This is a genomic window from Flavobacterium aestivum (genome assembly GCF_026870175.2).
In the GTDB taxonomy this organism is placed as follows: Bacteria; Bacteroidota; Bacteroidia; order Flavobacteriales; family Flavobacteriaceae; genus Flavobacterium; species Flavobacterium aestivum.
The window spans coordinates 3,719,778-3,745,400 of the sequence record NZ_CP113977.2 but is presented as its reverse complement, the minus strand read 5'-3'; the positions used below and the strand labels follow the sequence as shown (position 1 = coordinate 3,745,400).

Genomic DNA, 25,623 nt, shown 5'->3' with positions numbered 1-25,623 from the left:
TGAGTTAGTTGGAGAGTATTAAAATTTTAAATATTTTATAACTCATAACTCATAATTCATAACTCATAATTTTTTCTAAACCATATCTTCCGGTTTTACCCAATTATCAAATTCTTCAGGAGTTACGTATCCTAATCGAACGGCTTCTTCCTTAAGTGTAGTTCCGTTTTTGTGTGCAGTTTGTGCAATTTCTGCCGATTTATAGTACCCAATTTTAGTATTCAATGCCGTAACCAGCATCAGTGAATTGTCTACTAACTCTTTAATGCGTTTGTAATTAGGTTCTATGCCTTGTGCGCAATGTTCGTCAAAAGATCGACAAGCATCACCTAACAATTCAGCCGATTGCAGAAAATTGGCAGCCATCATAGGTTTAAAAACATTCAATTCATAATGGCCTTGCATGCCGCCAATGCTAATGGCCACATCATTTCCCATAACTTGTGCACAAACCATAGTAAGTGCTTCACATTGTGTAGGATTGACTTTTCCAGGCATGATAGATGAACCTGGTTCGTTCTCAGGAATCAATATTTCTCCAATTCCAGATCGAGGTCCCGAAGCCAGCATCCGAACATCATTTGCAATTTTATGCAAAGAAACTGCCAGTTGCTTAAGTGCATTATGTGTTTCTACAATAGCATCATGTGCAGCCAAAGCTTCAAACTTGTTAGGAGCAGTTACAAAAGGATGTCCTGTAAACTCAGCTATATATTGGGCTACTTTTTGATCATACCCTTTCGGAGTATTTAAGCCAGTTCCTACCGCTGTTCCTCCTAAAGCAATTTCGGATAAATGGGATAATGTATTGTTTAAAGCTTTCAAACCATAATTTAGTTGTGCAGCATAACCCGAAATTTCCTGACCTAAGGTGAGGGGTGTAGCATCCATCAAATGGGTACGACCAATTTTGACCACTGAGGCAAACTTGGTTGCTTTTCCTTGGAGTGTATCCCTTAATTTTTCAATACTGGGAATGGTATTTTCGACCACCACTTTATAAGCAGCAATGTGCATTGCAGTTGGGAAAGTATCATTAGAGGATTGTGATTTGTTAACATCGTCATTGGCCTTGATAAAAGGTTCGCCTTCGCCAATGGTAAGCCCTTTCAAAACCTGGGCACGATTGGCAATAACTTCATTAACGTTCATATTGCTTTGTGTTCCGGAGCCCGTTTGCCAAATTACAAGCGGAAACTGGCTCTTAAGTTCGCCTTCCAGAATTTCATCACATACTTGAGCAATAGCGTCTCGTTTTTCAATAGGCAGAACATTCAAATCACAGTTGGCATACGCAGCAGCTTTTTTGAGATAGGCAAAACCTTCTATAATTGCTTTAGGCATAGATGCGGGAGAACCAATTTTAAAATTGTTTCGGGAACGTTCAGTTTGTGCACCCCAGTATTTATCTGCGGGAACGGAGACTTCCCCCATAGTGTCTTTTTCGATTCTGAATTTCATGTTTTGAGTTTGATTGGTCTTTAGAATTGTTATTTAGGCTTTTTAAACCTTTCTATTTTTATAATGATAAAACTTCTTCATTTTGTGAACTTAAGTTACATTATTGTAATCCGAAGCGTTTTTATTGTAGCGAATAGTGCATATAAAATTACAAAATACTGGTGAATTGAAATTAAAAATTATGCTTTGTTTTGGTTTTAAATAATTAGGAATGCAAGTTTAAGAATGTTGAGGAAAGTTAGTAGTAAAAGGGTTGATATAAAAAAAGAGGTATTGATTGCTCAATACCTCTTATAAGGGGATTTCAGCTCTTAATTAAGGAGCTAAAACGTAATGATTTTAGAGTTGCTTTTTAGCAAAATCTCCGGAATTAACCATTACGAATTTTTTTGGATCAAAATATTTGACCAAAGCTGTATTTATTTGTTGAACATTTAGATTTTTAGTTTTGGTTTCAAAAACTTCGTAATCTTTAAAAGTTTGACCATTATCCATATTATCTCTTAGTTCGCGAACTAAAAAATCATCATTTCCTAGTGTCATTTGTCTGCTTTGTAACCAAGATTTTAATGAACTGTCAAATTCTTCTTTGGTAAAACCTTTACTAATTGCTTTTTCAATTTCTTCATTTAGAGCAGTAATTAATTTCTCTTTCATTGTTGGGTTGTAAAAAGCATAAATTCCCCAATCTGTAGTTGGGTCTACTGTATTTGTACGCAAGTAAGATCCTGCACCATAACTTAAACCTTCAGTTTCGCGCAAACGCTGTGGTATTCTTGAAGATAAGAAAGCACCACCTCCTAATAATTCATTAGCCATTGTTACAGCAGGATAATCCGGACTGCTTTTTCCAATATTCAAATTTACTTTTCCAAGCAAAACTGCATTGGTTTTGTCATTGATCTGTATGGTTTTATCACTTGATTTCACATCAAAATACTGATTTGAGATTCTTTTATAAGCAATTTTTGGACTCCATTTATCAAAAGTGCTACTCAAGAATTTTTTAATAAGTGCTTTATCAATTCCTCCTACAAAAGACGAAATACTGTTAGATCCTCCATAGAAAGTAGCATAGAATGACTTAACATCCTCAATAGTGATTTTATCTAATGTTGCCAGACTTTCATCAATTGATTCTAAATAGTAAGGATGTGTTTTAGGATACAGGTTGGTTAATTTTGTCAGTTCTTGACTGGCAACGGATTGTGGCTCACTTTTATTAGCTTCTAATCCGCTTTTGGTTTCCAATTTTAATTTTTCAAATTCACTAACATCAAATGATGGATTTCTTAGAATGTCTTGTACCAAGTTTAAGGCATTGTTTAGATTGGCCTTATCAGTACTGATTCTTACGTATAAACCATCTACAGATCCGCCCAAACTTAAGTTGATTTTGTATTGGTCAAGTTGGTCATTGATGTCTTTTTTGCTTCGGGTTTTAGTTCCTAATTTCAACATACTGGCTGTTAAATTAGCAATCATTGATTTTTGGCTTAATGATTTTTCATCACCCATTCTCAACAACAATCGGGCTTCGATTTTATTCCCTTTAGCAGGTTTTTCCAATAAGGCGTATTTTCCTCCCGAAGCCAGTTTTCCTTCTTCGGTTGATTTTATAATGTTGGCTACCGAAGTTTCAAAAGTATTGGCATTTTCCTCCATTGCTTTTCCTTTGTATCCTTTTACAAGGGCTGCAATATCATTAGTGTTATTTACTTTTGTTCTTTGGCTAGTAGTTTCGGGAATAAAACGTCCCCAAGTTCTATTGCTTTGTAAATAGTATTTTTTGGCGGCGTTTTGAATGTCGGCAACAGTTAAGGCTTCGATATTATCTCTGTCTATAAAGAATAAGCGCCAATCGCCAGCTCCAACAAGTTCTGTCAGCGCTATCGATAAACTGATGGTCTTGTTATAAGTATTTTCAAATTGTTTGAGCAATTCATTTTTGGCACGTTTAAGATCTTCTTCAGTAAAAGTCATTTGAGGTACAGAGTTCATAGTCTCCAAAAAGGCTTTTTGAACGGCATTAATGTCTTTATCTTTTGCAATTTCGCAAGAGAAATAACTAAATCCCGGGTCTTTTAAGCTAACTGTATAACCATATACATCAGTAGAAAGTTTAGTTTCTACCAATGATTTGTACAAAATACCAGATGGATTGTTGGTCAATATTGAAATTAAAGCATTATTAGCAGCAAATTCTTTATCAGAATAACTTGGAGTGTGATAAGCCATAGCGATGTATTGTATATCGCCATTTCTTTTTAATTCTACAAATCGTTCACCGTCTTGAGGAGGTTCAACAGTATAGGTTTGTTCAATATCTGTTTTTGATTTTGGGATTGAAGCAAAATAGTCTTTAATCCAGGAAAGTGTTTTTTTCTCGTCAAATTTTCCTCCAATGATAAGTGTGGAATTATTAGGTTGGTAATATTTTTGATAAAAAACTTTTAGACGACTTGCAGGAACACGTTCTATATCTTCTTTACTACCAATGGTTGATTTTCCATAATTATGCCACAAATATGCTGTTGAAAGAATACGCTCGTTTAGTACTCCAGATGGATCATTTTCACCAATTTCAAACTCATTTCGAACAACACTAAATTCGGTATCCAAATCAGATTGAAGAATAGCCGATGTAGTCATTCTGTCGGCTTCCATTTCAAGAGCCCATTTTAAATTCTCATCTGTAGCCGGTAAAATTTCATAATAATTGGTACGGTCATAATAGGTAGTACCATTAGCTTGTGCGCCTTTATCAGCAATTGCTTTTTTGATATCTGTAAATTTAGATGAGCGTCTGAATAACATATGTTCTAGCAAATGTGCCATTCCTGACTCCCCATAGCCTTCGTGACGTGAACCCACTCCATATACGATATTCACAATAACATTCGATTGTGAAGCGTCCGGAATTAATAAAATTTTCATCCCGTTGGGTAAACTATATTCTTTTATTCCTTCTACGGAAGTAACAAAAGTTGCTTCCTGTGCATAGGAACTATTTATTAATGTGGCAACTAATGATATTGCAAAAAATATTTTTTTCATTAAAATTTGGTTTTTGTAAGTTAATACCACGAAGTTACATTTTATTTTGAATGCAATTTATTTTTAACAATAATTTGTATTTAACATGTAGTTTAGTATTTATAATTGCTTTCATTCTGTTATTTTTTTCTAAATTTATAGAATGTTTTCAGACAGAAAAAATAAGAAATAGTATCGGCAGTCATCTGTTGATGATAAATTTTTTAAATTATGGAGAAAAAGCAAGCGATAGAATTTGCTAAAAATTATTTGAGAGGTGAAGACATTTCAAATTCTATTCATTTTGAGGATTTGTATTCAAAACTGATACAGTATGAGCAATTCGGCTATGCTACAGAGATATTATTAGAGAAAATTGCTGATAATGAAGCAGCTGGTATTGAAATAAAACTATCTGATTATCAGGATTTAGCTGAGAATATATACAAAGACACAACACTATCTTCCTATTTTAAATTTGAAAAAGCGATAAATGTTCTAAAATCATTTTGTGATTTAGAACATACTAGAAACTGTAAAACAATAAGTTTGGCAGGAGAAGTTTATAGACACAAATGGAGATTTGATCATCAGTTTCATAATTTATTGCAATCAAGGGCTTATTATAAAAAAGGATATCAGATCTGGAAAAGCAAATCACATAAATCCATACATTCGGAAACCGATTGTATTAATGCTGCGGTGAATTATGCACATCTCAATGAATTAATCGTAATAGAGAATTTAGAGCGGCTCTCAGAAACCACAGAAATCACGAGTGAGACTATAAAGCGATTCGAAACAGCCCAAGATATTAGAAAAGAAATTATTCATGCCTATGTAAATGATGGCGGCACAGGTAAACCTTTATTTAGAGCAGAAATTGAATCTAAAGAAAAATTATATCCTGCACTAGCCGAAGCTTTTTTTGGTCTTAGGAAATACAAAGAAGCGCTTTATTACATCGCACTTTATACAGCAGACAAAAAAGAAAATTGGCAAATTAAAACGTTTAGCAAGCAAATTTATAATTTGGCATATTTTCAAAAAATTGAAAAAAATCAGCTTGCAACAAGCATTAACCCATTTCATAAAAATGAGATTATAGAAGAAGAGCAAAACCGTTGCTTAATGGCTTTAAATCTTCGATCTGAAGAAAAAAATAGTGCGGCATTTAGCAGACAAAAACAACAACGAAAAGTAGGATTGGGGCTGTCAGGTGGCGGTTTTCGAGCCGCGTTATTTCATATAGGTGTTTTGGCTGCATTGGCAGATAAAGGGAAACTAAAAGATATTGAGGTGATTTCTTGTGTTTCAGGAGGATCTGTGATTGGAGCATTTTATTATCTGAAAATAAAGCAATTGTACGAAAATAAAGCTGATAAAGATATTATTCATGAGGATTATATAAAGCTGGTAAAAGAAATTGAAAAAGAATTTCTAGATGCGGTACAAAAGAACATCCGGATGCGTTTATTGACCAGTTTTTCTAAAAATATTGAAATGTTGAAAGAAGGTCCCTATTCTCGTTCTAATAGATTGGGTGAACTGTACGAAAAATATTTTTATAAGCCATTGATTGCTAAAAATTTGCAATTAAAAAGTACGGATTCGATATACATGAGTGATTTGCTAATTACTCCTTTTAACAATGAAAAATTTAATTACAATAATGATAATTGGAAACGAACCAATAAAGTACCACAGCTAATTCTAAACGCAACATCTGTAAATACAGGACATAACTGGCAATTTACTGCCTCCTGGATGGGGGAGCCTCCTACGTATATTTCGGATGATTTTGATGTAAAACCCCGTTTAAGAAGGATGTATTATGATAATGCACCAGATGAATATAAAAAATTTAGTTTAGGCTATGCCGTTGCAGCTTCGTCTTGTATTCCGGTCTTATTTGAACCCTTGGTACTAAAAGGATTGTATAAAAATATTGATTTAGAATTAATAGATGGCGGTGTGCATGATAATCAAGGAATTACATCAATTTTAGAGCAGGAGTGTAATGAGATTATTATAAGTGATGGAAGTGCCCAAATGCATAACAATACTAAAAATACTGCCAATGCTGTGTCTTTGTTTTTTAGAATGGATACTATTTTGCAAGAACGTTTGCGAGAGATTCAATTGATAGATTTAAAAGCCCGCAAATACACTTCAATTGTCGATAAACTGATTATTGCCCATTTGAAGAACGGATTATCTCAACTTCCTATTAGTTGGATAAATTGCACTGATGTCAACAGAAGTCTTTTATACGATAAAGAAATTGAGGATGAAAATTCGCTTTTGAAATATGGCTTAATGACGAAAATTCAAAAAGGGCTTAGTGAAGTAAGAACCGATCTTGACTCGTTCAATGACATAGAAGCCTATGCTTTAATGTATAGTGGTTATCAACAAATAATGCACGATCATAGCGGAGATACCTCAAAAAAAACAAATTGGAAATTCTTAAAAGTTGCTGAGAGTTGTACGCTTCCCGCAAAAGAAAAGCAACTCGTTGAGCAATTGAAAGTAAGTTGTTTTGTTCCTTTTAAAATAATTAGATTGTCAAAAGCATTCAATTATTCCATATTAGGACTTGGTTGTGTGTTCATGTTGTACGTTTTGTATGTTTTGATTGTGAACTGGCATAATGCGACTCCAATATGTCAATTTGTGGTTTCTTATAATTTCATAGGAATAGTGATTTTAGTTTTCTTAGGTGGATTTTTATCTAAATTTTTGGCTAGAGTTATTAATATAGAAAGTATTATAAAGAGAAAAGTAGCTTTGTTTTTCGGATTAACCTTTGGTTGGTTGTTATCCCATTTGTATATCTTATTTATAAATCCTTTGTATAATAGATTGGGAAAAATAAAATGAGAAAACTAATAATAAATAGAACGATTTTTTCCGTTCATAGTTTTTGTTTTGTTGTCTAAACTGTATTTGTGAAAAAGAAAATCAGTTTTAGAAGTGTTTTTTAAATTATGGGTTCTTTTTGAGTGTCTAAATATAAAAACAATATAAAATGAAAGGTCTTTTTAAACTTGGAACCATTGCGGGTATTGGTATATTTATACACTGGACATTTACCCTACTTATCGCGTTTATTATTTTTATAAATTATAGGAATGGGCAAAATTCTATACAAATTGCATGGTCAGTATTATTCATTTTATGCATTTTTATTACCGTTCTATTGCATGAATTGGGGCATGCTTTAACCGCAAAAAGATACAATATAAAGACTAAAGACATTACGCTTTTACCCATTGGGGGAATTGCCCGTTTGGAGCGATTGCCAGAAAATCCATTAGAAGAGTTAGTAGTTGCAATTGCTGGGCCTTTAGTAAATTTTGCATTGGCATTTATAACTTTATTTTTTATTGAGATTCCAAAAGACACAGAGGAATTATTGGTTTTGATGTCTAGTGGTATCAATGCTAATAATTTTTTCTTTAATTTCTACATTGTAAACCTCACATTGGGCGTTTTTAATTTAATTCCCGCTTTTCCAATGGATGGCGGACGGGTATTGAGAGCGCTGCTGTCTTTTAGAATGAATCGAAATACAGCGACTCAAATTGCAGCTCGGGTAGGCCAGTTTATAGCACTATGCTTTATTTTGATCGGAATTGTTACTAATCCAATTTTAATTCTCATTGGTTTATTTGTCATTTTTTCGGCTCAAATTGAAACAGAATCGGTTGAGTTCAAAAATTTACTTAAAGGATATACAGTAAGAGATGTGGTCATGAAAGAGTATCAAACTATCGAGGCAGATGATACAATAAAAAAAGCAATAGCCATACTTCTGGAAAGTGAGCACAGAAAGTTTCTGGTGACTCAGAATAATAAGCTCGTAGGAACATTAAACAAAAATCAGATTATTAGAGCCCTTTCTGAAAAAGGAGAGGAGGAGTATATTTATAATGTGATGGATAGAAGTTTAGTTTACATTGATATAAATACCCAGTTAGAAAAAGTAATAGAGCAATTGTATGAAAAAAAAGGTAGCGTTTTAATAGTCAATGAAAACAACCAACTTGCAGGGATTTTAGATGCAGATAATCTTTCTGAATTTATATTGATAAATTCTATAAAGGCAAAACAAAATCATGCTAATGAATACTGAATCAATTAATACTATAGAAAGTTTAAGTCTTGTCCATAGTGGGGAAGATTATTTTTCGCGCTTGGAGCACATTATTACTGATTCTAAAGTAGAAATTCATATTCAGATGTATATTTTGGATGAAGATGAGATAGGAAATAAAATTATAGCTGCATTGAAAGAAGCTGCATTGCGCAATGTCAAAATATATATAGTATTAGATGCTTTTGGATCGTTTTCGTTCTCTTCAAAAACAATAGAAGAACTGAGGGAAATTGGTATTAACATTCGGTTTTTTTCACCCATGTTTTCAGCGAATTCTATTTATATTGGCAGAAGATTGCATAATAAAGTAATTGTTTCGGATGCTAAAACGGCACTAATAGGAGGTATTAATATTGCCAATAAATACAAGGGAGCCGAAATTGAATTGCCTTGGCTGGATTTTGCAGTAGAGCTAAAAGGAGATTTAGCGGCATTACAAAATTTTTCCAGAGCAGTTTATTTTAAAAAGGAACGGAAAAAAATGCCCAAAGTTTTGATCCCAAAAGGCGGATATGTTGCTTTCCTTCAAAACGATTGGTTGAAAAGGAAAAATGAAATAGCTGCTGCGTATATAAAATCGATTCAAAATGCCGAAAAAGAAATTATTATAGTGGGGAGTTATTTTTTGCCAGGCAGAAAAATAGTTAAAGCTTTGGAAATAGCTTCTAAAAATAAAGTGCAGATTAAATTGATTTTATCGGGAATATCAGATGTTTCATTAGTTCGGCGGGCTACATGCTATTTGTATGCTAAACTTCTTCGATACAATATGGAGTTGTATGAATGGAATCAATCTGTTTTACACGGAAAAGCAATGGTAATAGATGGTAAATGGACAACGATTGGTTCTTTTAATCTCAATAATTTAAGTTCTTACGCAAGTATTGAACTGAATGTAGAGATTTTTTCGGGAAAGTTTTCCAGAGAATTTCAATCGCAGCTCAACAATATTATTTCGCAGTCTCAAAAAATAACTCCCGAAACCCTTAAACTAAAGGATAGTTTATTTTCAAAACTGATTAACTGGTTGTCATATCGACTGTCAAGAACAATCGAAATTATAATTACTTATTTGCCCTATCATAGATTCGATAGTTTATAAAATGTAAAGCCAATTTTATATGTTTCCTGTTTTTAAAGAAATAACATCTTGTAATAAAACATTTAGTTCATCTTTTAATATTAAAAAAATGATTAAATTTGAGTGTATAATCACTTCATTTTCAGTTGTTATTTTGTTTTTTTATTACTCAAAATAGATATTCGCATCATTGTCCAAATTTGATAATCGAAGTAAAATGGCATTTATAGATTATTATAAAATATTAGGAGTTGATAAAAGTGCATCGGATGCAGATATCAAAAAGGCATACCGAAAATTGGCACGTAAATATCATCCTGATTTAAATCCTAACGATAAAGAAGCTGAAAAGAAATTCAAAGAACTCAATGAAGCCAATGAGGTTTTGGGGAATCCTGAGAATCGTAAAAAGTATGACCAGTATGGTGAAAACTGGCAGCATAGTGAGGAATACGAAAAAGCAAGACAACAACAGCAACAATACCAAAGCAGAGGACAATCAGGTAATTTTGGTGGAGGTTTTGGTGGTGCTGGAGATTATTCAGATTTTTTTGAGTCCATGTTTGGTGGGGGAGCGCGAAGAGATAGCCGTAGGAATTCTGTTTTTAAAGGACAGGATTTGAATGCCGAATTGCATCTTGACTTAAAAGAAGTCTATACCACACACAAACGGACTCTGACAATAAATGGTAAAACTATTCGATTGACCATTCCTGCAGGTGTAGAAAATGGTCAAATCATAAAAATAAGCGGGCAAGGAGGCGAAGGCGTTAACGGTGGACCCAATGGGGATTTGTATATTACTTTTAGCATAGAGAATCAGACTAATTTTAAACTTGATAAGCACAATTTATATTCCACCGTTGAAATAGATTTATATACAGCCGTTTTAGGCGGAGAAATAACTGCCAATACATTTGACGGAAAAGTAAAACTGACAGTGAAAGCAGGAACCCAAAATGGTACCAAAGTAAAACTTAAAGGAAAAGGTTTTCCAATCTATAAAAAAGAAGGAGAATTTGGAGATTTGTATATTTCCTATCAAGTTATGATACCTACCGACCTAACCGAAAGAGAAAAAGAGTTATTCATGGAATTATCGAAGCTTAGAAAAATATGAAATAGCTATTAATGAATAATTCATACTAATAAAAGAGATTAGGGGATGCCATATTTAGGATCACTAAAAAATAAAATTCACATATATGAATACTGAAAACCTGATCCTTTTAGAAACTGTTTGCTCATATTATAAAGTCGAGCTTTATTTCTTTACCCAACTCAGTGAAATGGGTTTGATTGAAATTGAAATCATTGAGCAATCACCATACATTCACAAAGACCAGATAAAAGATATAGAGCGAATAGTACGAATGCATCATGAATTAGAATTAAATCCAGAAGGAATTGATGTGGTTTTTAATCTTCTGCAAAAAATTGACCACTTGCAAAAAGATCTAATAACAACTAAAAATAGATTAAGATTGTATGAAAGCTAAAAGCAAACTAATTTATTTACGGATGTAATTCGAACTAAATCAGTATAATATGTGTATATTTGAGTAAAATTAGTATTAAAAATGATTTGACAGGCTTTTTTATAATTAAGGGACGAAAGTTCTTTATTTCTTAAGTGAATCATTTGAAGCTAATCATAGAATAGTTGCAAAATTAATTCATAAACTCCATGAATAGTGTTTTTAGAATTATAGAATTATTCAAAGCTTTTCTTCTGGAAATAGGCGAGCTATCTTATTTTTCAGGTCGTTTTTTCAAAGAAGTTTTCAAACCTCCCTTAGAATTCAAAGAATTTCTTAGACAATGCTATAATATGGGTAACCGTTCATTATTGCTTGTTGGTGTAACCGGATTTATTATAGGGTTGGTTTTTACGTTACAATCCAGACCTACATTGCAACAATTTGGTGCAGTTTCCTGGATTCCGGCAATGGTAAGTGTTTCAATAATCAGGGAAATTGGCCCTATAATTACCGCCTTAATTTGTGCAGGACGCATTGGTTCCGGAATAGGAGCAGAATTGGGATCTATGCGTGTAACCGAACAAATAGATGCTATGGAAGTTTCCGGAACAAATCCTTTCAAATATTTGGTAGTAACCAGAATACTAGCCACTACTTTGATGCTTCCAGTTTTGGTTTTTTTTGGTGATGCGGTAGCGTTATTGGGATCTTTGATGGTAGAGAATTTAAAAGGGGATGTGTCGTTCTTATTATATTTTACCCAAGTCTTTAATCATTTAGAATTTTTTGATGTGATTCCGTCAACCATTAAAACATTCTTTTTTGGTTTTGCTATAGGATTGGTAGGGTGCTTCAAAGGCTATAATTGTATGAAAGGAACAGCTGGAGTAGGGCTGGCAGCAAATTCAGCGGTAGTTTTTTCTTCGATGTTGCTTTTTATAATTGACTTTATAGCGGTTTTTATTGCTAATATTTTTTACGGTGTTTAAATAATATGGAATCAAAATCAGGACAAGGGAAGGAAATAGTTATTATCAAAGGTTTGAAAAAAAGCTTTGGTGACAACTGTGTTTTGGATGGTTTTGATATGGTATTGAAGGAAGGAGAAAATTTGGTTATTATGGGCAAATCAGGATCTGGTAAATCCGTGATGATAAAATGTCTCATTGGGTTAGAGGAACCAGATGATGGTAGTATAGAAGTCATGGGAAAAAATATTAGTAAATTGTCCCAAGAGGCACTAGACGAACTTAGAACCGAGGTAGGGTTTCTATTTCAAGGAAGCGCGCTTTACGATTCGATGTCGGTACGGGAAAACCTTGAATTTCCTTTGAGGCGACACACCAAAAAATTTGGAGTCATAGAAGACACCACTTCGCTAGTTATGGAGGTGTTGGAAAGCGTTGGTTTGGCAAATACTATTAATCTAATGCCTAATGAACTTTCAGGGGGAATGAAGCGCAGAATAGCCTTGGCAAGGACGTTAATTCTAAAGCCAAAAATTATTCTTTATGATGAACCTACAACAGGATTAGATCCCATCACCTCAAAAGAAATCTTAATGCTGATGGTGTCTATCCAGAAAAAGTATAATACCTCATCCCTAATTATTACACATGATGTAGATTGTGCCAGAATGATTTCAAATCGAATGATTTTATTGATAGACGGTATTAATTATGCCGAAGGAACCTTTGAAAGTTTAGCTGCCTCAACTGATCCAAAAGTGAAAGCTTTCTTTAAATAAGATGCTAAGAAATTGAGTGCCTAAAATTCTAAGTTTTTGAAATGCTGGTGATTGAATTAAAAAAAGGAATGCTATGAATTAGCTAAAAAAATAGCCTTATGAGTTCGTAAATACTACTAAACTAATTCAGCTTTTAAGATAATTGTTTTGCTTTTAGGTATTTGAACCTTAGTGGATTATAGTTTTAATAGCTTAGAAACTAATATAAAAAATGGAAAAAACAGCTTCAGAAAAAATCAAATTGGCCATTTTTGTTCTAATAGGACTAACTCTTTTTGTTCTTGTTGTTTATTTTGTTGGAAGCAAGCAGAAAATGTTTGGAAAAACAGAACACTTAACTGCTATTTTCGATAATGTAAATGGATTGCAATTGGGGAATAACGTTCGGTATTCAGGTATCAATGTTGGAACCGTTCGTGGTATCGAAATGATAAATGATTCGACAATAAGTGTTGATATGGTTATTGATGAATCTATTTTTCCTCATATCAAGAAAAACGCTGTTGCAACTATTGGTTCTGATGGACTGGTGGGTAGTAAAGTTATTAATATCAATCCCGGAAAAGGGAATCAACCATCAATTGAACCAGGTGATATAATTAAATCTTCGGAGCGTATTCGTACTGATGACCTAATGAAAACTTTGAATGTGACCAATAAAAATGCTGCACTTCTCACAGCCGATTTACTTAAAATAACCAAAGAAATAACGCAAGGAGAGGGGACTTTAGGAGCCTTAGTTAATGATACAATCATGGCTTCAGATATGAAACAAACTATGAATAATCTTAAAATGACGAGCAAAGGAACAACTGAAACAGTTAATAATCTAAATAAAATAGTGGTATCTTTGAGTGATAAAAATAGTGTAATTGGAGTACTGAATGACCCTGCTGTTGCTAAAAAAATAAAAGCCATTGTTGAGAATTTGGATCAATCCAGTCAAGAGATAAACAAAGCAGTTACCAACTTGAATGGCGCGATTTCAAACATCAAAAACGGAAAAGGTGCAATAAATTATTTGTCCAACGATCCTAATTTGGTAAAAAAAATAGATTCTACAGTGACAAATTTAAATAAAGCAACTCTGCTTCTTAATGAGGATCTCGAAGCTATGAAACATAATTTTTTATTGAGAGGCTATTTCAAAAAACAGGAAAAGGAAAAAAAGAAACCACAATAAAAAACTTTAATTTCTTAAAAATGGATTGCCACAAATTGACTTCTATGAAATCAATTTGTGGCAATTTTAATTTATTGATTCGTTTTTTTAGCGTCTTAAATCAAATCTATAAATTTACTTTTCAGAAGTGTATTCTAAATACTTTTCAACCCTTCAATTAATAAATCAACATCTTCATTGGTATTATAGTGACTAAAAGAAATGCGTAAACTTGGTTTTTTTAAATCTTCTCCTGATAACATTTCTGCCAATACATGAGAAGGTCTAATGCTTCCGGATTGACAGGCACTACCTCTAGAAACTGCTATTCCTTTCATGTCTAAATGAAATAAAAGCATAGAAGTTTTACTCTCATCAAAAGGCAAAATAACATTGAGTAAATTATATAAGGTATTTTCTCCGTTGATTTTAAATTCAGGAAAATCAGCTTTCAGTCTTTCAATGGTATAGTTTTTCAATGAGGCAATGTAATTGCTTTCAGCTTCCAAATTTTGGTAAGAAAGCTCTAGAGCCACAGCCATTCCTGCAATTTGATGCACGGCTTCCGTTCCTGGGCGCTGTCCTTTTTCTTGTTCCCCACCAAAAAGTAGAGGCTGTATTCCGGAATTTTTTCGAACAAAAGCAAAACCGACTCCTTTTGGACCATGAAATTTATGGGCACTGGCTACTATAAAATCGATAGGGATAGCTTGCAAATCAATTTTGGTTTTCCCAACGGATTGTACAGTATCCGAATGAAATAATGCTTTATGTTCTTGACAAATCTGGCTTATTCTTTCTAGATTTAAAATAGTTCCGGTTTCATTATTGACATGCATCAAAGAAACCAAAGTCTTTTTTTCTTCGGATAATAGCTCGACCAAATGGGTTAGATCAAGTTCTCCATTGGGTTTTACGTTTACAAAATCTACTTGAATGCTATATTCTTTTTGTAATTCTAGAGCGGTGTGTAAAACAGCGTGATGTTCTATTTTGCTGGTAATGATGCGCTCTACTTTCAAATCTTTTATGGCAGATCGCAAAATCCAGTTATTGGCTTCAGTACCACAAGAAGTAAAAATAATTTCGGCTGCAGTAGCATTCAGTTGCTTTGCAATCGATTTTCTGGAAAGTTCAAGGATACTTTTTGCATTACGCCCCAAACTGTGGGTAGAGGATGGATTACCATAATCTTCAGTCAATACTTTGGTTATTTCCTGTATTACTTCTGGACGAAGAGCAGTAGTAGAGGCATTATCGAGATATACTTTTTTCATTTTGAATAGAGTTTGCGTCTTCAATTATAGTAAGGCTTTTTTTTTAGATCGTATTATTTTTTCATTAAAAATAATAATTGATACCAAAATTAAGGAATAAGAAATCATTTGAAGAACAGTTATTTGTTCATTAAAATGAAAAATAGCCAAAGTAAAATTGATTATTGGATTAATGTACATTAGGATTCCCACCGTAGATGAGTTGATTCCTTTTAAAGCATAGAGATTTAAAAAAAGCGGAATAATGGTAAAAAACACAACGATGCAAAATAAGCAAGCGTAAAATAAAGGTTCCGTAGGGATTGTGCCGCTATATTTTGGGTAAAATGGCAAAATTAGTAATGAGATAAAAAGTAACTGTATGTTCAAAACCAAAAATTTATCTATTTCGCTATTCTTGCGCTGACTTACTAAATACAAAGCATAGGTTGAAGCAACAACCAAACTGTAAAAAATATCGTGTAGATTCTTTAAAGACAACAATGTACAGCTAAATGTACTTATACAAACAGCTATCCATTGCCATTTGCTTAATTTTTCGTGTAGCAAAAAGTAAGCAAAAACAGTTGTCAGAATAGGGCAAATGAGATATGCTAGTGAACCCGATTTTACATTGATATGATTGACAACATAAATAAAAATAAACCAATTAGAAGCCAAAATCAAGCTCCCTACCAAGGTTAGTGTTACAATGGTTTTCTTTTTCTTTTGTGGCATTACTTTAAAATCATTCCAATTTTTGCGGATGTTTTTTTGTCTAAAAACAAGATTAATGGCAGTCATGGTAAGTACACTAAAAAATACACGGTAGAATAGTATATCCAAAGAGGGATAATTGGATATTGGTTTTAAAGCCAAACTGAAAAATCCCCAGATAAAGAATGCCGAAAAAGCTGCGAAGTAGTATTTGTATTTTTTCATTGAAATGTAAAATTCGGTGCAAAGATAAGGAATTCTGTAGGGAATCAATGTCTTTAATAAGTAGCTGATAATCTGGGAAATTAAGCAGCTATAATCCAAAATTCAAGACATTGATTTCAGTATCTGGCTTGAAAATACATGTATTTTGATTGTTATGAAGTTTAATATTTATCCAAATCATTATTCCAAAAAACTTTACACCTCAGCAATACTTTTTGTTAAAATGTACGTTTTTGGTTCGTAAAGTTTAGGAAACAAATTAAAAATTCTACTTTTGTTTAAAATAATATATAATGAAACGATTTTTAGGGATTTTAATTTGTGCAATTGCATTAAGCAGTTGTGATGATGGTGATTTAATAGTAGATAAAATTGATTTTTCGGCTGTGCAAACACAAAGTTGTACAACAAATAATCTGCTTTATAAACTCAACGAAAATGAATCTTTAATTTTAAATGTCCCATCTACTACTTTTGCCCAAAACCCAACAGATCCAGGAACACCTATTACCCTTGATGTAAATGCAACAAATCAAGTGGTTTATAGTTTTTATAATGGTAAAGTAGTTTCAGGAAATATTTGTGATATAATCCCTCCAGCCACACCAAATGTAAACAGCCAGTGGAAGGCATCATCAGGTAAGATAGAAATTGTTACAACCGATATTAAGAAATTAGATGAAACTAATAATAGTACTAGGATAACAGGCTATAATAATAGCATTGTTTTCAGAAACATTACTTTCGATAAAGGAGATGGTACCAGTCAGTTTTATGAAACTTTTCCTTTTGGTGATTACACAAAAACAGCAGATCCTTTGCCTTTTGCTTTTAGCGGACTTTTAAACAGATGTAGTAATAATGGTCAGGTATATGATTTTAGCGCTAGTGAATCATTTACATTAAATATTGATCCAGCATTGATTATCAACGAAGCTACACCTGCGGGTGCCCCTAGAACTGGAGTAATAGGAGCAACTGTAAACAAATTAGTGTATAGTTTATTTACTAATGGAATTGTATCGTCAAATTATTTTTGTCAAGCAACAGTTCCAACGATACCAACAGTTAGTCAGGAATGGTTAGGTAGAGTAGGAGGAATTATAGAAGTGACTACAGCAACCAATGGTCCTAATAGTTTTATACACACTATAGTTCTCAAAAATGTAACGCTGGTAAAAGGGAATAGTAATTTTCAGCTAGGAAACAGTTACAAATACGGGGAATTACAAACGACCAAATAAGCAAAAAAATATTTACGCCAAGTTTCTTTTGTATAAAGAACTTGATAAAACGAAAAAAACGTCAATTTTCATAATAGTAGAGAATTGACGTTTTTTTTTATCTAAAGAGTGCGAGACTATTTAGTATTTTGCTTAAAGTATACCTCGGTTGCACCAGAACCGTATTTTTGATAATTAGCATCTTGAAAAATCACATTATCATAGCGTCCTAATAAAAAATCCAATTCTGATTTCAACACGCCTTCTCCCACACCATGGATAAAAACAATCTTTGGAATTCTATTGCGAATTGCAAATTCAATATGGCGTTTGGCTGTTTCCGCTTGTAAAGTCAAGATGTCATAATTAGACATTCCACGTTTGTTAGGTACCAGTTTTTCGATATGCAAATCAAATTCAGGAACAGGTAATTCATGTCTGTCTTTCTTCTCTTTTACAAAACTGCGTGGTTTTGGAATTTCTTTTTCTTTCTTGATCTCATTGATGTTCATCCCTTTTATGTTTTCCATCAAGTTACCAGCTTCACCTATTTTGATGAGTTCATTGGCAGCAAAATTCATAATAAATCCATCTGCAGATTCAATAGTCACCACATTGTCTTTTACAAACAAAACAACACCATCTACCGCTTCATCCAGTACCGAAACCTTATCTCCTTTATTAAACATCGTCTTCTTCTTTATCTTGATTTTTACTTGGAGTTTTACTACTCAATCGCATCATACACATCATAAAAACGACTATGGCAATAACCATAACATAAACATTTTTATCATCACTTGACTGTTCGTATAAAGCAACACCAATGGCAACAACCATTAGTGGAATCATAATTTTTTTCATCATTTCATTTTCAGTCTTCAAAAATACTAAACTTTTTGACTCATTGTTATGAAAATAAATAGCGTCAAGATGTAATTGAGTATAAGTCTTACGAAATATGTAATCTTTTTTATTTATAAGGGTGTAACCCTGTGATACAAAATAGTGGTCGTGCCTCCCTTATTTTGTATCACAGGGTCGGGCTTTTGGCTTTATCTTTATTTTTTTAAAGGAAAAAAATAAAGGATATCGCCGCAATCCCTTACGCAAAACATCATTGAAAGAACATTTTTTGCATCTAATTATCCCTTTTTATTTATTCCAATCAATTTTTCTGGAAAAGTACATTACAGCAGCAAGAATGCCAAATAAACCAATGCTTCCTACCAATAAAGCATAATTTTCTAACTGGATGATAACGTAGATAAATGTATATAATCCAGTAAGGGAAGCGGCAATAAACATTGGGAATTTGCGACCTTTTAGGATCGAAACGGAGTACAGCGATATCAATGTGATGACTGCAGTTGCAGCAATTAAGTAAGCTTTTGTAAAACTACTATGCTCAGTAATGGAAATAAGTAAGGTGTAAAATAAAATCAGTGCCAGCCCAATCATTGAGTACTGGAAAATATGAATCCTGATTTTGCTAATGGATTGAATTAGGAAGAAAATAAGAAACGTCAAACCAATTACGAGAAAGCCATATTTTGCGGCTCTTTCATTTTGTTGGTATTGATTTACAGGAATAACAAAATCGACTCCAAAGGCATATGTACCTAAGTCAGGCAAAATTTCAAAGAATTGTTGCGGAAAGGCTCTGTTGATATGGAGGATTTTCCAATTGGCTACAAAACCGTAGGCGTCGATTTTTTTGGTTTTATCATCGGGAAGGAAATTACCGGTAAAACTTGGTGAGAGCCAGTTAGATTGCATATGCAATTGAGTGGTTTTACCAATAGGAACCATTTTTATTTGCTTGCTTCCGTTGTAGGTAATCGCAAAATCAAAGTTGGTTTTATCTGTTATTAAAACATTTTTCAGATCTATAAAACCGGTTTCTAAAGCTTGGGTAGAATCATTTAGATTAGTACTATAAACCGGTTCAAATGTAAATTTGTTACCGCCAAGATTAATTTTTACCTCATCTTTGATGCTTTTTAAATTGGTAGTTTTTATCAAAATTGAGGCTTTGTTCCATTGAATGTTTTCTACAGGAATATTTTTGCTACTAAAATCGGGATGAATGTATTGTCCCTTAAAGTTTATTTTAGAGTTGTATACTACCGACTCGTAGTTGTTTCGTTTGAGCAATTTAGTGGTAACATTGGATTTTGCTTTTAAATTTTCTGGGAAAAAATAAGCATATTTTGTAATTGCCTTTTGCTGTTTTACTGTTTCATTGGTCTTTTGGTTAATGGTCAATGTTTCTTCAAAAGTAGTGTAGGGAACTTTCAATATAGGACCATAGAAGAATATGTTTTCACCCCATTTATCATTGATTTCAGAAATGACTTCTTCCTGACGGTTCGAGCGTTCATTAATAAGGCTTTTTACAAATTCTAGCGGAATGAGCAAAATAAGAGTCAAAAATCCCACCATCAGCATTTTGGCAGTTGTTGACTGAAAAAGCGATTGAAAAAAAGATGTAGGAGTTGGGGCTTGATTTTCTTGAGTTTCCATGTTTGTTGTTGTTTTAATATTTTATTAGAAAGGTGAATCTGAACACTCCGCATTAAGGGCTATGCAGAGATATATGAACGCTATAGGAATGTTACACAATAAAAGGATGATTTTTAGTGCTAAGTTTTGTCGTTTATCTGGTAGAATAATGCAGAGAAAAATAAGGTACAATAGCATTATAGTATTTATGAAGGTGGCAAAAAGAAAATAGTATATTCCTATTATCATGACCATGTCATTATGGAGTAGGGCTTTGTGTGCAAGGAGTATTAAGGTACCAATAATAAATGAACCAATGGTCAGTTCATTAGAAAATGCCCATTTGTAATAGGATTTTGTTCGGTTTGATGTTTCCATGTTTTGGCTTTTATAGTTATAGATTATAAAAGTTGGAGTGCTTTTAGAATGTTGAAATACAGGAATGCTATTGGGATATTACTTAATAGAATTAAAATTTTCTGACCTATATATTTCCGCTGTTGAGGTAAAATGTAAAAATGATACAACAGATGATGGAGCATTATTGCATTGAGAATTGTTGCCACAACAATGAAGATAAATCCAATAATGAATATAAAAGAAGTATCCTGCAGCGTTAGAAAAAGGATGAAAAATAATGTTCCGATGGCAAAACAACCAAGGGCAAGTTCGGTTGAAGTTCTGCCTTCAAAAGGTTCCTCTTGGGTTAGTGTGGTTGGCATGATCTAAATTTTGAAAGTTTGTTGAATAGTTGAAATTGGAATAAAAAGCATTTTTGAGAAATCCAAATAATGAAAGGAGTGAGCCGTTTTCCCTTTACGAAATTCCTTGAAGAAATAATCGATATACGTAGGGTAGAAGAGCGTTCCTGCAAGAATGACTAGATATAAATACAAGCTTTTTTTGCCATTTCCCATTAGATAATATTGCATTCCTATTTCTTCTCGCACACTTATTCCTGTATTTGTGAGTATATGGATAATGTCATGATCTTCTAATTTAGGTTGAATATCAAAATGGTTCTTTTGCAGAAATTGCCCTAAATGAAATCCTAATGTTTCTTCAGGATAGGCGAGCAATTCTTGCTTGTTAATCTCCCATGCTATTTTGTTTTTAAAAAATCGTTGGTATGGTTTTTTGCTCCATTCGTACATTTTTTCGATTAGTTGGTCTCTCATATTTTTTGTTGTCGTTGCTTTTATGTTATTATTTAGTTCGTGGAGTTTTCTTTTTCTTCGGGATGATAATATTGTTATTAAGTTTTATTTTTAAAAGTACTTTGAATTTCAAAGTAAAAGATTAAAAAAATAGTTTATCGTTTCTGTATCAATTTTTCGAGTGCATTAATATGATCTTGGAACGCTTTGCGGCCTTCTTTGGTTGCTCTGTAGCTTGTATTTGGCTTTTTACCAATGAATTGTTTTTCAATGGCAATATAATTTTCCAGTTCTAGGGCTTTGGTGTGACTGGCCAGATTACCATCAGTAACACCCAGCAATTCTTTCAAAGTACTAAAATCGGCAGATTCATTGACCATCAAAACGGACATGATTCCAAGTCGTATGCGATGGTCAAAGGCTTTGTTTATATTTTGAATAATGTTTTTCAAATCTTAGTAAGTGTCAATTATGGTGGTTACAATTTTAGAATTTTCCAAGTTTGATGGTGCAACTACACTTTCTTCAAGAGGAATGTTTTTTCCGTATCGTTCTGCTAATATGGTTTGTACTCGGGGATCTTTTAGATTAAAATCTTTTAACTTCTGGAGCGGGCATAGTTCGATTCCTGCTCCGTTTTTGTATATTTTCCAAATCAGTTCTGAACAATATATTTTATCGTCAGACCATTCAAAATAGAAATCGTAGTTTTTATTGTTAAATCTATTTCCGTAGTCTTTCATTTTTTGCAAGGTTTCCGGATTCAATAGTGTTGATGCATTTTTTAATCGGGTAACCACAAAATGATTTTCTTTTCCGCGGGTAATCCAGGTTTCAAGCGGAGTGTATTTTACGGGTTGTACGGCTTCAAGAACATATTTTTTACCTTTTTCGATAAAAACAATGCCGCAATGTGAAAATTTAGAATTTGTTGCTATTTTAACAGCTTCGGATTGTTTGGATTGGGACGTTTGAAAAATCATATCTCCTTCTTGTATTTTGTCTAAAGCACTTATTGTTTGTTTGCCAAAAAGAATATTTCCAAACATTGAATTGGCTATGAATAACGCACATCCAAAGCTCATCAGAAAGGTAACTATCGCAAAAATATACTTTGTCTTTTTCATGTTTTTTTCTTCTTGGATTCTACAATTTTCAATGTTTTTCTATGTAAAGAAACTAGTTTATTTTCTATCGTATTTAAAATACATCATACTTCCATAAATAATATGGCAAACCCCAAAACCTAAAGCCCAAAACTCTAATGAATAACCTGAAAATTCGGTAGATAACAGACCTAGTATAATAATTGTAATTCCTAGATAGCGTACGTCTCTAAGTGTATATTTACTTGCGTTTACACAAGATAATCCATAAAAAATTAAAGTGACAGGAGCTACTAGACCATAGTCTCCATTTTGTAATAACAGCATTCCAAAAATTCCTCCGGTAACTAATGGAATTAAAAAGTTGGTTAATAGTCTTTTGGAAGTGGTATTCCAAACGGTTTCTCCTTCTTTTTTAGCTTTATTAATAGTCAGTAATGCGGCAGTGGTAACGGATAGAAATAATACGAGAAAAGCAATTAAAAGTATCATTTTGAATGTATTACTTTCTAAAGTGATAACTTGGTTATAGTTGCTTGATGTATAATCATTTTTATGATTCTGAATCAATTCATGGGCGATATAAGCACCAATCAAAGCATAAATGCCAGCCATTATTCCAGCCAAACCACTCAAAGAAATAAACTGAGAGGATTTGTTCATCATGTTCTTGATGTCACTAATGTCTTGTAAATATTTTTCTTCCATGTTTAAAGTACTTTGAAATACAAAGTAAATGATAAAATTTAAGACTACCAATATTTTTTTTATTTTTATTATATATGACTGATGAAAAAAAAATAAATGTCTAAATATGAAGCTCACAGACGAATATATCTATCGCCAGCCCGAAAAGTTTAGGTCAATTGTCTTGCATTTAATAAGTGTGTTCGAAAGGGAAATGCCAGAATTGGAGCTGCTTTTTAAATGGGGGATACCTTATTTTTATTATAAGAAAAAGCCTTTTTGTTACTTGGCTCCCAATCATAAAAAAAACTTTGTTGATGCAGGTTTTGCCCGTGGATTTCAATTAAAAAGAAATCAAGATTGCCTTGTTGATGAAAAAAGAAATACAGTAAAGTCGCTTCGTTATTATGATTTGGAAGAAATCGATAATACTATTTTAATTGATGTGATAAGAGAAGCAGCAACTTTATATAAATGAAAAGGTTCTACCCTTAACTATGAAGGCTCAAAATCATAAAAAAAATAGCCTTAACCTTAGTGGTCAATGTTTTGCGTTTGGGTAAGCTAAACTTTTAGTAGATTATTTAAAAAAATCTGCGAAAATCTGCGAAATCTGCGCGCCATATTTCACGCAGATTTCGCAGATTTCCGCAGATAAAATAATGAGAAGAATTAAATTAAAATTAATTGGGATTACCCATAATTATGTGACTTGAATCTGTGCCTATACAATTGAGGGTTTAACCAATAAAAAAAAATCTCCCGAAGGAGATTTTAATTTTATGGGATAAGAATATTATAGTCTAAAGATACCTCCAAAAGAAACGATGGTTTCTCCGTACCAAAAATGATGCTGAGCATGATCACCAGTATAAGTAGTTCTTACATCAGTCATGTTGATATAACCACCTTTTAACTCAGTTTGCATGTAGAAATGTTTGAAAAAAGTGAAGTTTAAACCAGCATCTGCAGAGAAACCGTATCCTGAAATATGAAACTCATCGTGTCTTGGCTTACCTAAAACAGTAGCATCAGTTCTTGGAACCAATATTCCCATTCCTACTCCTTGTGTTAAATTTAGTTGGAATATATCGGTATTTGTAATACCAAAAATTGAAGATATGTCTGTATAATGAGCTGCTTCAGTAAAGACATAATTTAATCCGTTTGTATGTTCAAACTTTAAAAATTTACCATCAGTTAAATTTACTGGCACATTATTGTATGATCCGTTAAATTGAGAGCCAACTTCGGTAGAAGGCAAATTAATGTTTCCGTTAATCATTGCAGTTTGATCTTGAGTCATCACATATTTCATGTGATCAATCCCGATAGAAACATTAAATTTATCGTGAAAAAAGTACCCAACTTTCCAGTTAGTTTGTGATGATGTTAAACTTCCAGGTTTAATATAATCGATATTCCAACCTTTTGGTAAATCGTGTGATTGTGCATTTTCTACAGTAAAATTGTATCCTTCTCCTTCAAAGTGTAAATCTGAAGTAGTATAATATGCTCTGTTTCCTCCCCAATGTGCAAAGAACTTTCCTTTGTTGTGTGCCGTATATCTTTCTGTAACTGGCATACTGTCTTGTGCAAAGGCATTAACTGATAAAAAAAGAACGAACAAAGAGGCGTATAAAAATTTTGTTTTCAATGTATTTAATTTAATTTTTTAGAATTGATTTATGGTTTTTCTAATGGCAACCAACTTATTCATTAAAGGTTCGAAGTAATCCAAGTGCAGCATATTGGCACCGTCACTTTTTGCATTAGCCGGGTCAAAATGGGTTTCAATAAAAATACCATCTACACCTACAGCAATTCCAGCTTTGGCAACAGTTTCAATCATATCTGGTCTTCCTCCAGTTACTCCTGCTGTTTGGTTTGGTTGTTGTAATGAATGGGTAACATCCAGAACAGTTGTTGCATATTGTTGCATAGTTGGAATACCACGGTAATCTACGATCATGTCTTGGTAACCAAACATAGTACCACGGTCTGTTACCATCACGTTTTGATTACTGCAATCCAATACTTTTTGTACGGCATGTTTCATACTCTCAGGACTCATGAATTGTCCTTTTTTCAAGTTAACCACTTTTCCGGTTTTGGCGGCAGCCACAACTAAATCGGTCTGACGAACTAAGAAAGCAGGAATTTGCAATACATCTACATATTCTGCAGCCATAGCAGCATCTTCATTAGTGTGGATATCGGTAACTGTTGGTACACCAAAAGTTTGTGATACTTTTTGTAAAATTTTAAGGGCTTTCTCGTCTCCAATTCCAGAGAAACTGTCTATTCTGGAACGGTTAGCTTTCTTGAATGAACCCTTGAAAACATAAGGAATTTGTAATTTATCTGTAATGCCAACTAATTTTTCTGCAATTCGCATTGCCATTTCTTCGCCTTCAATAGCGCATGGACCAGCCAGTAAAAAGAAGTTACCACTCTCAGTATGCTTGATTTGTGGAATATTGTGTATGTTCATAGTGTGTTTTTTTTGAAAGTGCAAAGGTAGTTTGATTTTGCGATTTCCTAATTACAAATTGAAATTAATTTTGAACCAAAAAAACTATAAATTAGCTGCTATTTGCTTGGTTAGTGTCTTTTT

Annotated in this window: 24 protein-coding genes; 10 read left to right on the top strand and 14 right to left on the bottom strand. The window is 33.0% G+C overall.

Translation table 11 applies throughout. The features are described 5' to 3' along the window. Nucleotides 1–75: 75 nt before the first annotated feature. Together fumC and OZP08_RS16160 are read right to left on the bottom strand one after the other, a co-directional pair. Nucleotides 76–1,461 carry a class II fumarate hydratase gene (gene fumC, locus OZP08_RS16165; protein ID WP_268847108.1) on the bottom strand — a complete coding sequence of 462 codons (1,386 nt, stop codon included), beginning with the start codon at nt 1,459–1,461 and terminating at the stop codon, nt 76–78. 339 nt (nt 1,462–1,800) lie between these two features. Then, nucleotides 1,801–4,518 (bottom strand): M16 family metallopeptidase, encoded by a 2,718-nt coding sequence (locus tag OZP08_RS16160; protein ID WP_281322323.1) that lies wholly within the window; start codon nt 4,516–4,518, stop codon nt 1,801–1,803. 210 nt (nt 4,519–4,728) lie between these two features. Between OZP08_RS16160 and OZP08_RS16155 the strand changes: the two genes are divergently transcribed. The 8 genes from OZP08_RS16155 to OZP08_RS16120 all read left to right on the top strand — a co-directional run bounded on the left by OZP08_RS16155 (nt 4,729) and on the right by OZP08_RS16120 (nt 14,151). Then, on the top strand, nt 4,729–7,380 hold the full coding sequence (locus OZP08_RS16155; protein WP_281322322.1) for a patatin-like phospholipase family protein: 2,652 nt from the start codon (nt 4,729–4,731) through the stop codon (nt 7,378–7,380). Between the two features lie 148 nt (nt 7,381–7,528). Beyond that, nucleotides 7,529–8,635 carry a site-2 protease family protein gene (locus OZP08_RS16150; protein WP_281322321.1) on the top strand — a complete coding sequence of 369 codons (1,107 nt, stop codon included), beginning with the start codon at nt 7,529–7,531 and terminating at the stop codon, nt 8,633–8,635. After that, a complete protein-coding gene (locus OZP08_RS16145) occupies nt 8,625–9,761 on the top strand; it encodes a phospholipase D-like domain-containing protein (protein ID WP_268847102.1) in 1,137 nt (378 codons plus the stop codon). The genes OZP08_RS16150 and OZP08_RS16145 overlap by 11 nt, the downstream gene beginning before the upstream one ends. A 196-nt stretch (nt 9,762–9,957) precedes the next feature. Further along, on the top strand, nt 9,958–10,860 hold the full coding sequence (locus OZP08_RS16140; RefSeq protein ID WP_268847101.1) for a J domain-containing protein: 903 nt from the start codon (nt 9,958–9,960) through the stop codon (nt 10,858–10,860). A gap of 85 nt (nt 10,861–10,945) precedes the next feature. Further along, nucleotides 10,946–11,239 carry a chaperone modulator CbpM gene (locus OZP08_RS16135; RefSeq protein WP_268847100.1) on the top strand — a complete coding sequence of 98 codons (294 nt, stop codon included), beginning with the start codon at nt 10,946–10,948 and terminating at the stop codon, nt 11,237–11,239. A 188-nt stretch (nt 11,240–11,427) separates the two neighbouring features. Further along, nucleotides 11,428–12,210 carry an MlaE family ABC transporter permease gene (locus tag OZP08_RS16130; protein ID WP_281322320.1) on the top strand — a complete coding sequence of 261 codons (783 nt, stop codon included), beginning with the start codon at nt 11,428–11,430 and terminating at the stop codon, nt 12,208–12,210. 5 nt (nt 12,211–12,215) lie between these two features. After that, nucleotides 12,216–12,968 carry an ABC transporter ATP-binding protein gene (locus OZP08_RS16125; protein ID WP_281322319.1) on the top strand — a complete coding sequence of 251 codons (753 nt, stop codon included), beginning with the start codon at nt 12,216–12,218 and terminating at the stop codon, nt 12,966–12,968. A 211-nt stretch (nt 12,969–13,179) separates the two neighbouring features. Next, nucleotides 13,180–14,151: an MlaD family protein gene (locus OZP08_RS16120; protein ID WP_281322318.1), complete on the top strand. Its 972-nt coding sequence runs from the start codon at nt 13,180–13,182 to the stop codon at nt 14,149–14,151. Between the two features lie 134 nt (nt 14,152–14,285). Here OZP08_RS16120 and OZP08_RS16115 read toward each other — a convergent pair whose 3' ends face one another. Next, nucleotides 14,286–15,407 (bottom strand): cysteine desulfurase family protein, encoded by a 1,122-nt coding sequence (locus OZP08_RS16115; RefSeq protein ID WP_281322317.1) that lies wholly within the window; start codon nt 15,405–15,407, stop codon nt 14,286–14,288. 24 nt (nt 15,408–15,431) lie between these two features. Continuing rightward, nucleotides 15,432–16,328 carry an EamA family transporter gene (locus OZP08_RS16110; RefSeq protein WP_281322316.1) on the bottom strand — a complete coding sequence of 299 codons (897 nt, stop codon included), beginning with the start codon at nt 16,326–16,328 and terminating at the stop codon, nt 15,432–15,434. A gap of 293 nt (nt 16,329–16,621) precedes the next feature. Here OZP08_RS16110 and OZP08_RS16105 point away from each other — a divergent pair, with 293 nt between their 5' ends. Further along, nucleotides 16,622–17,572, top strand: coding sequence for a hypothetical protein (locus OZP08_RS16105; RefSeq protein WP_268847098.1), 951 nt, complete (start codon nt 16,622–16,624; stop codon nt 17,570–17,572). A 116-nt stretch (nt 17,573–17,688) separates the two neighbouring features. Here the strand turns inward: OZP08_RS16105 and OZP08_RS16100 are convergent, their stop codons facing one another. From OZP08_RS16100 to OZP08_RS16065, 8 genes are all read right to left on the bottom strand, one after another. Then, nucleotides 17,689–18,240 (bottom strand): DUF8465 domain-containing protein, encoded by a 552-nt coding sequence (locus OZP08_RS16100; RefSeq protein WP_268847097.1) that lies wholly within the window; start codon nt 18,238–18,240, stop codon nt 17,689–17,691. After that, nucleotides 18,233–18,436 (bottom strand): hypothetical protein, encoded by a 204-nt coding sequence (locus OZP08_RS16095; RefSeq protein ID WP_268847096.1) that lies wholly within the window; start codon nt 18,434–18,436, stop codon nt 18,233–18,235. Before OZP08_RS16095 ends, OZP08_RS16100 begins: the two co-directional genes overlap by 8 nt. 270 nt (nt 18,437–18,706) lie before the next feature. Continuing rightward, nucleotides 18,707–20,077 carry a cell envelope integrity protein CreD gene (gene creD, locus OZP08_RS16090; RefSeq protein WP_268847095.1) on the bottom strand — a complete coding sequence of 457 codons (1,371 nt, stop codon included), beginning with the start codon at nt 20,075–20,077 and terminating at the stop codon, nt 18,707–18,709. 380 nt (nt 20,078–20,457) lie between these two features. Then, entirely contained in the window at nt 20,458–20,778 is a 321-nt protein-coding gene (locus OZP08_RS16085; protein ID WP_268847094.1) for a hypothetical protein, read from the bottom strand. A 3-nt stretch (nt 20,779–20,781) separates the two neighbouring features. Beyond that, nucleotides 20,782–21,234 (bottom strand): hypothetical protein, encoded by a 453-nt coding sequence (locus tag OZP08_RS16080; protein ID WP_268847093.1) that lies wholly within the window; start codon nt 21,232–21,234, stop codon nt 20,782–20,784. 134 nt (nt 21,235–21,368) lie between these two features. After that, a complete protein-coding gene (locus OZP08_RS16075; protein ID WP_432419641.1) occupies nt 21,369–21,605 on the bottom strand; it encodes a winged helix-turn-helix domain-containing protein in 237 nt (78 codons plus the stop codon). A gap of 63 nt (nt 21,606–21,668) precedes the next feature. Then, nucleotides 21,669–22,340: a YiiX family permuted papain-like enzyme gene (locus OZP08_RS16070; RefSeq protein WP_268847091.1), complete on the bottom strand. Its 672-nt coding sequence runs from the start codon at nt 22,338–22,340 to the stop codon at nt 21,669–21,671. A 57-nt stretch (nt 22,341–22,397) separates the two neighbouring features. Beyond that, a complete protein-coding gene (locus tag OZP08_RS16065; RefSeq protein ID WP_268847090.1) occupies nt 22,398–23,027 on the bottom strand; it encodes a hypothetical protein in 630 nt (209 codons plus the stop codon). 106 nt (nt 23,028–23,133) lie between these two features. Here OZP08_RS16065 and OZP08_RS16060 point away from each other — a divergent pair, with 106 nt between their 5' ends. Next, complete coding sequence (locus OZP08_RS16060; RefSeq protein ID WP_281322315.1) at nt 23,134–23,484, top strand: DUF1801 domain-containing protein; 351 nt, start codon at nt 23,134–23,136, stop codon at nt 23,482–23,484. Nucleotides 23,485–23,802: 318 nt separating this feature from the next. Here OZP08_RS16060 and OZP08_RS16055 read toward each other — a convergent pair whose 3' ends face one another. Both OZP08_RS16055 and kdsA read right to left on the bottom strand, forming a co-directional pair. Next, the gene (locus OZP08_RS16055) at nt 23,803–24,663 is read right to left on the bottom strand and encodes a hypothetical protein (RefSeq protein ID WP_268847089.1); all 861 of its coding nucleotides are present in this window, start codon (nt 24,661–24,663) and stop codon (nt 23,803–23,805) included. An 18-nt stretch (nt 24,664–24,681) separates the two neighbouring features. Then, nucleotides 24,682–25,500 carry a 3-deoxy-8-phosphooctulonate synthase gene (gene kdsA, locus OZP08_RS16050; protein ID WP_268847088.1) on the bottom strand — a complete coding sequence of 273 codons (819 nt, stop codon included), beginning with the start codon at nt 25,498–25,500 and terminating at the stop codon, nt 24,682–24,684. Nucleotides 25,501–25,623 lie beyond the last annotated feature (123 nt).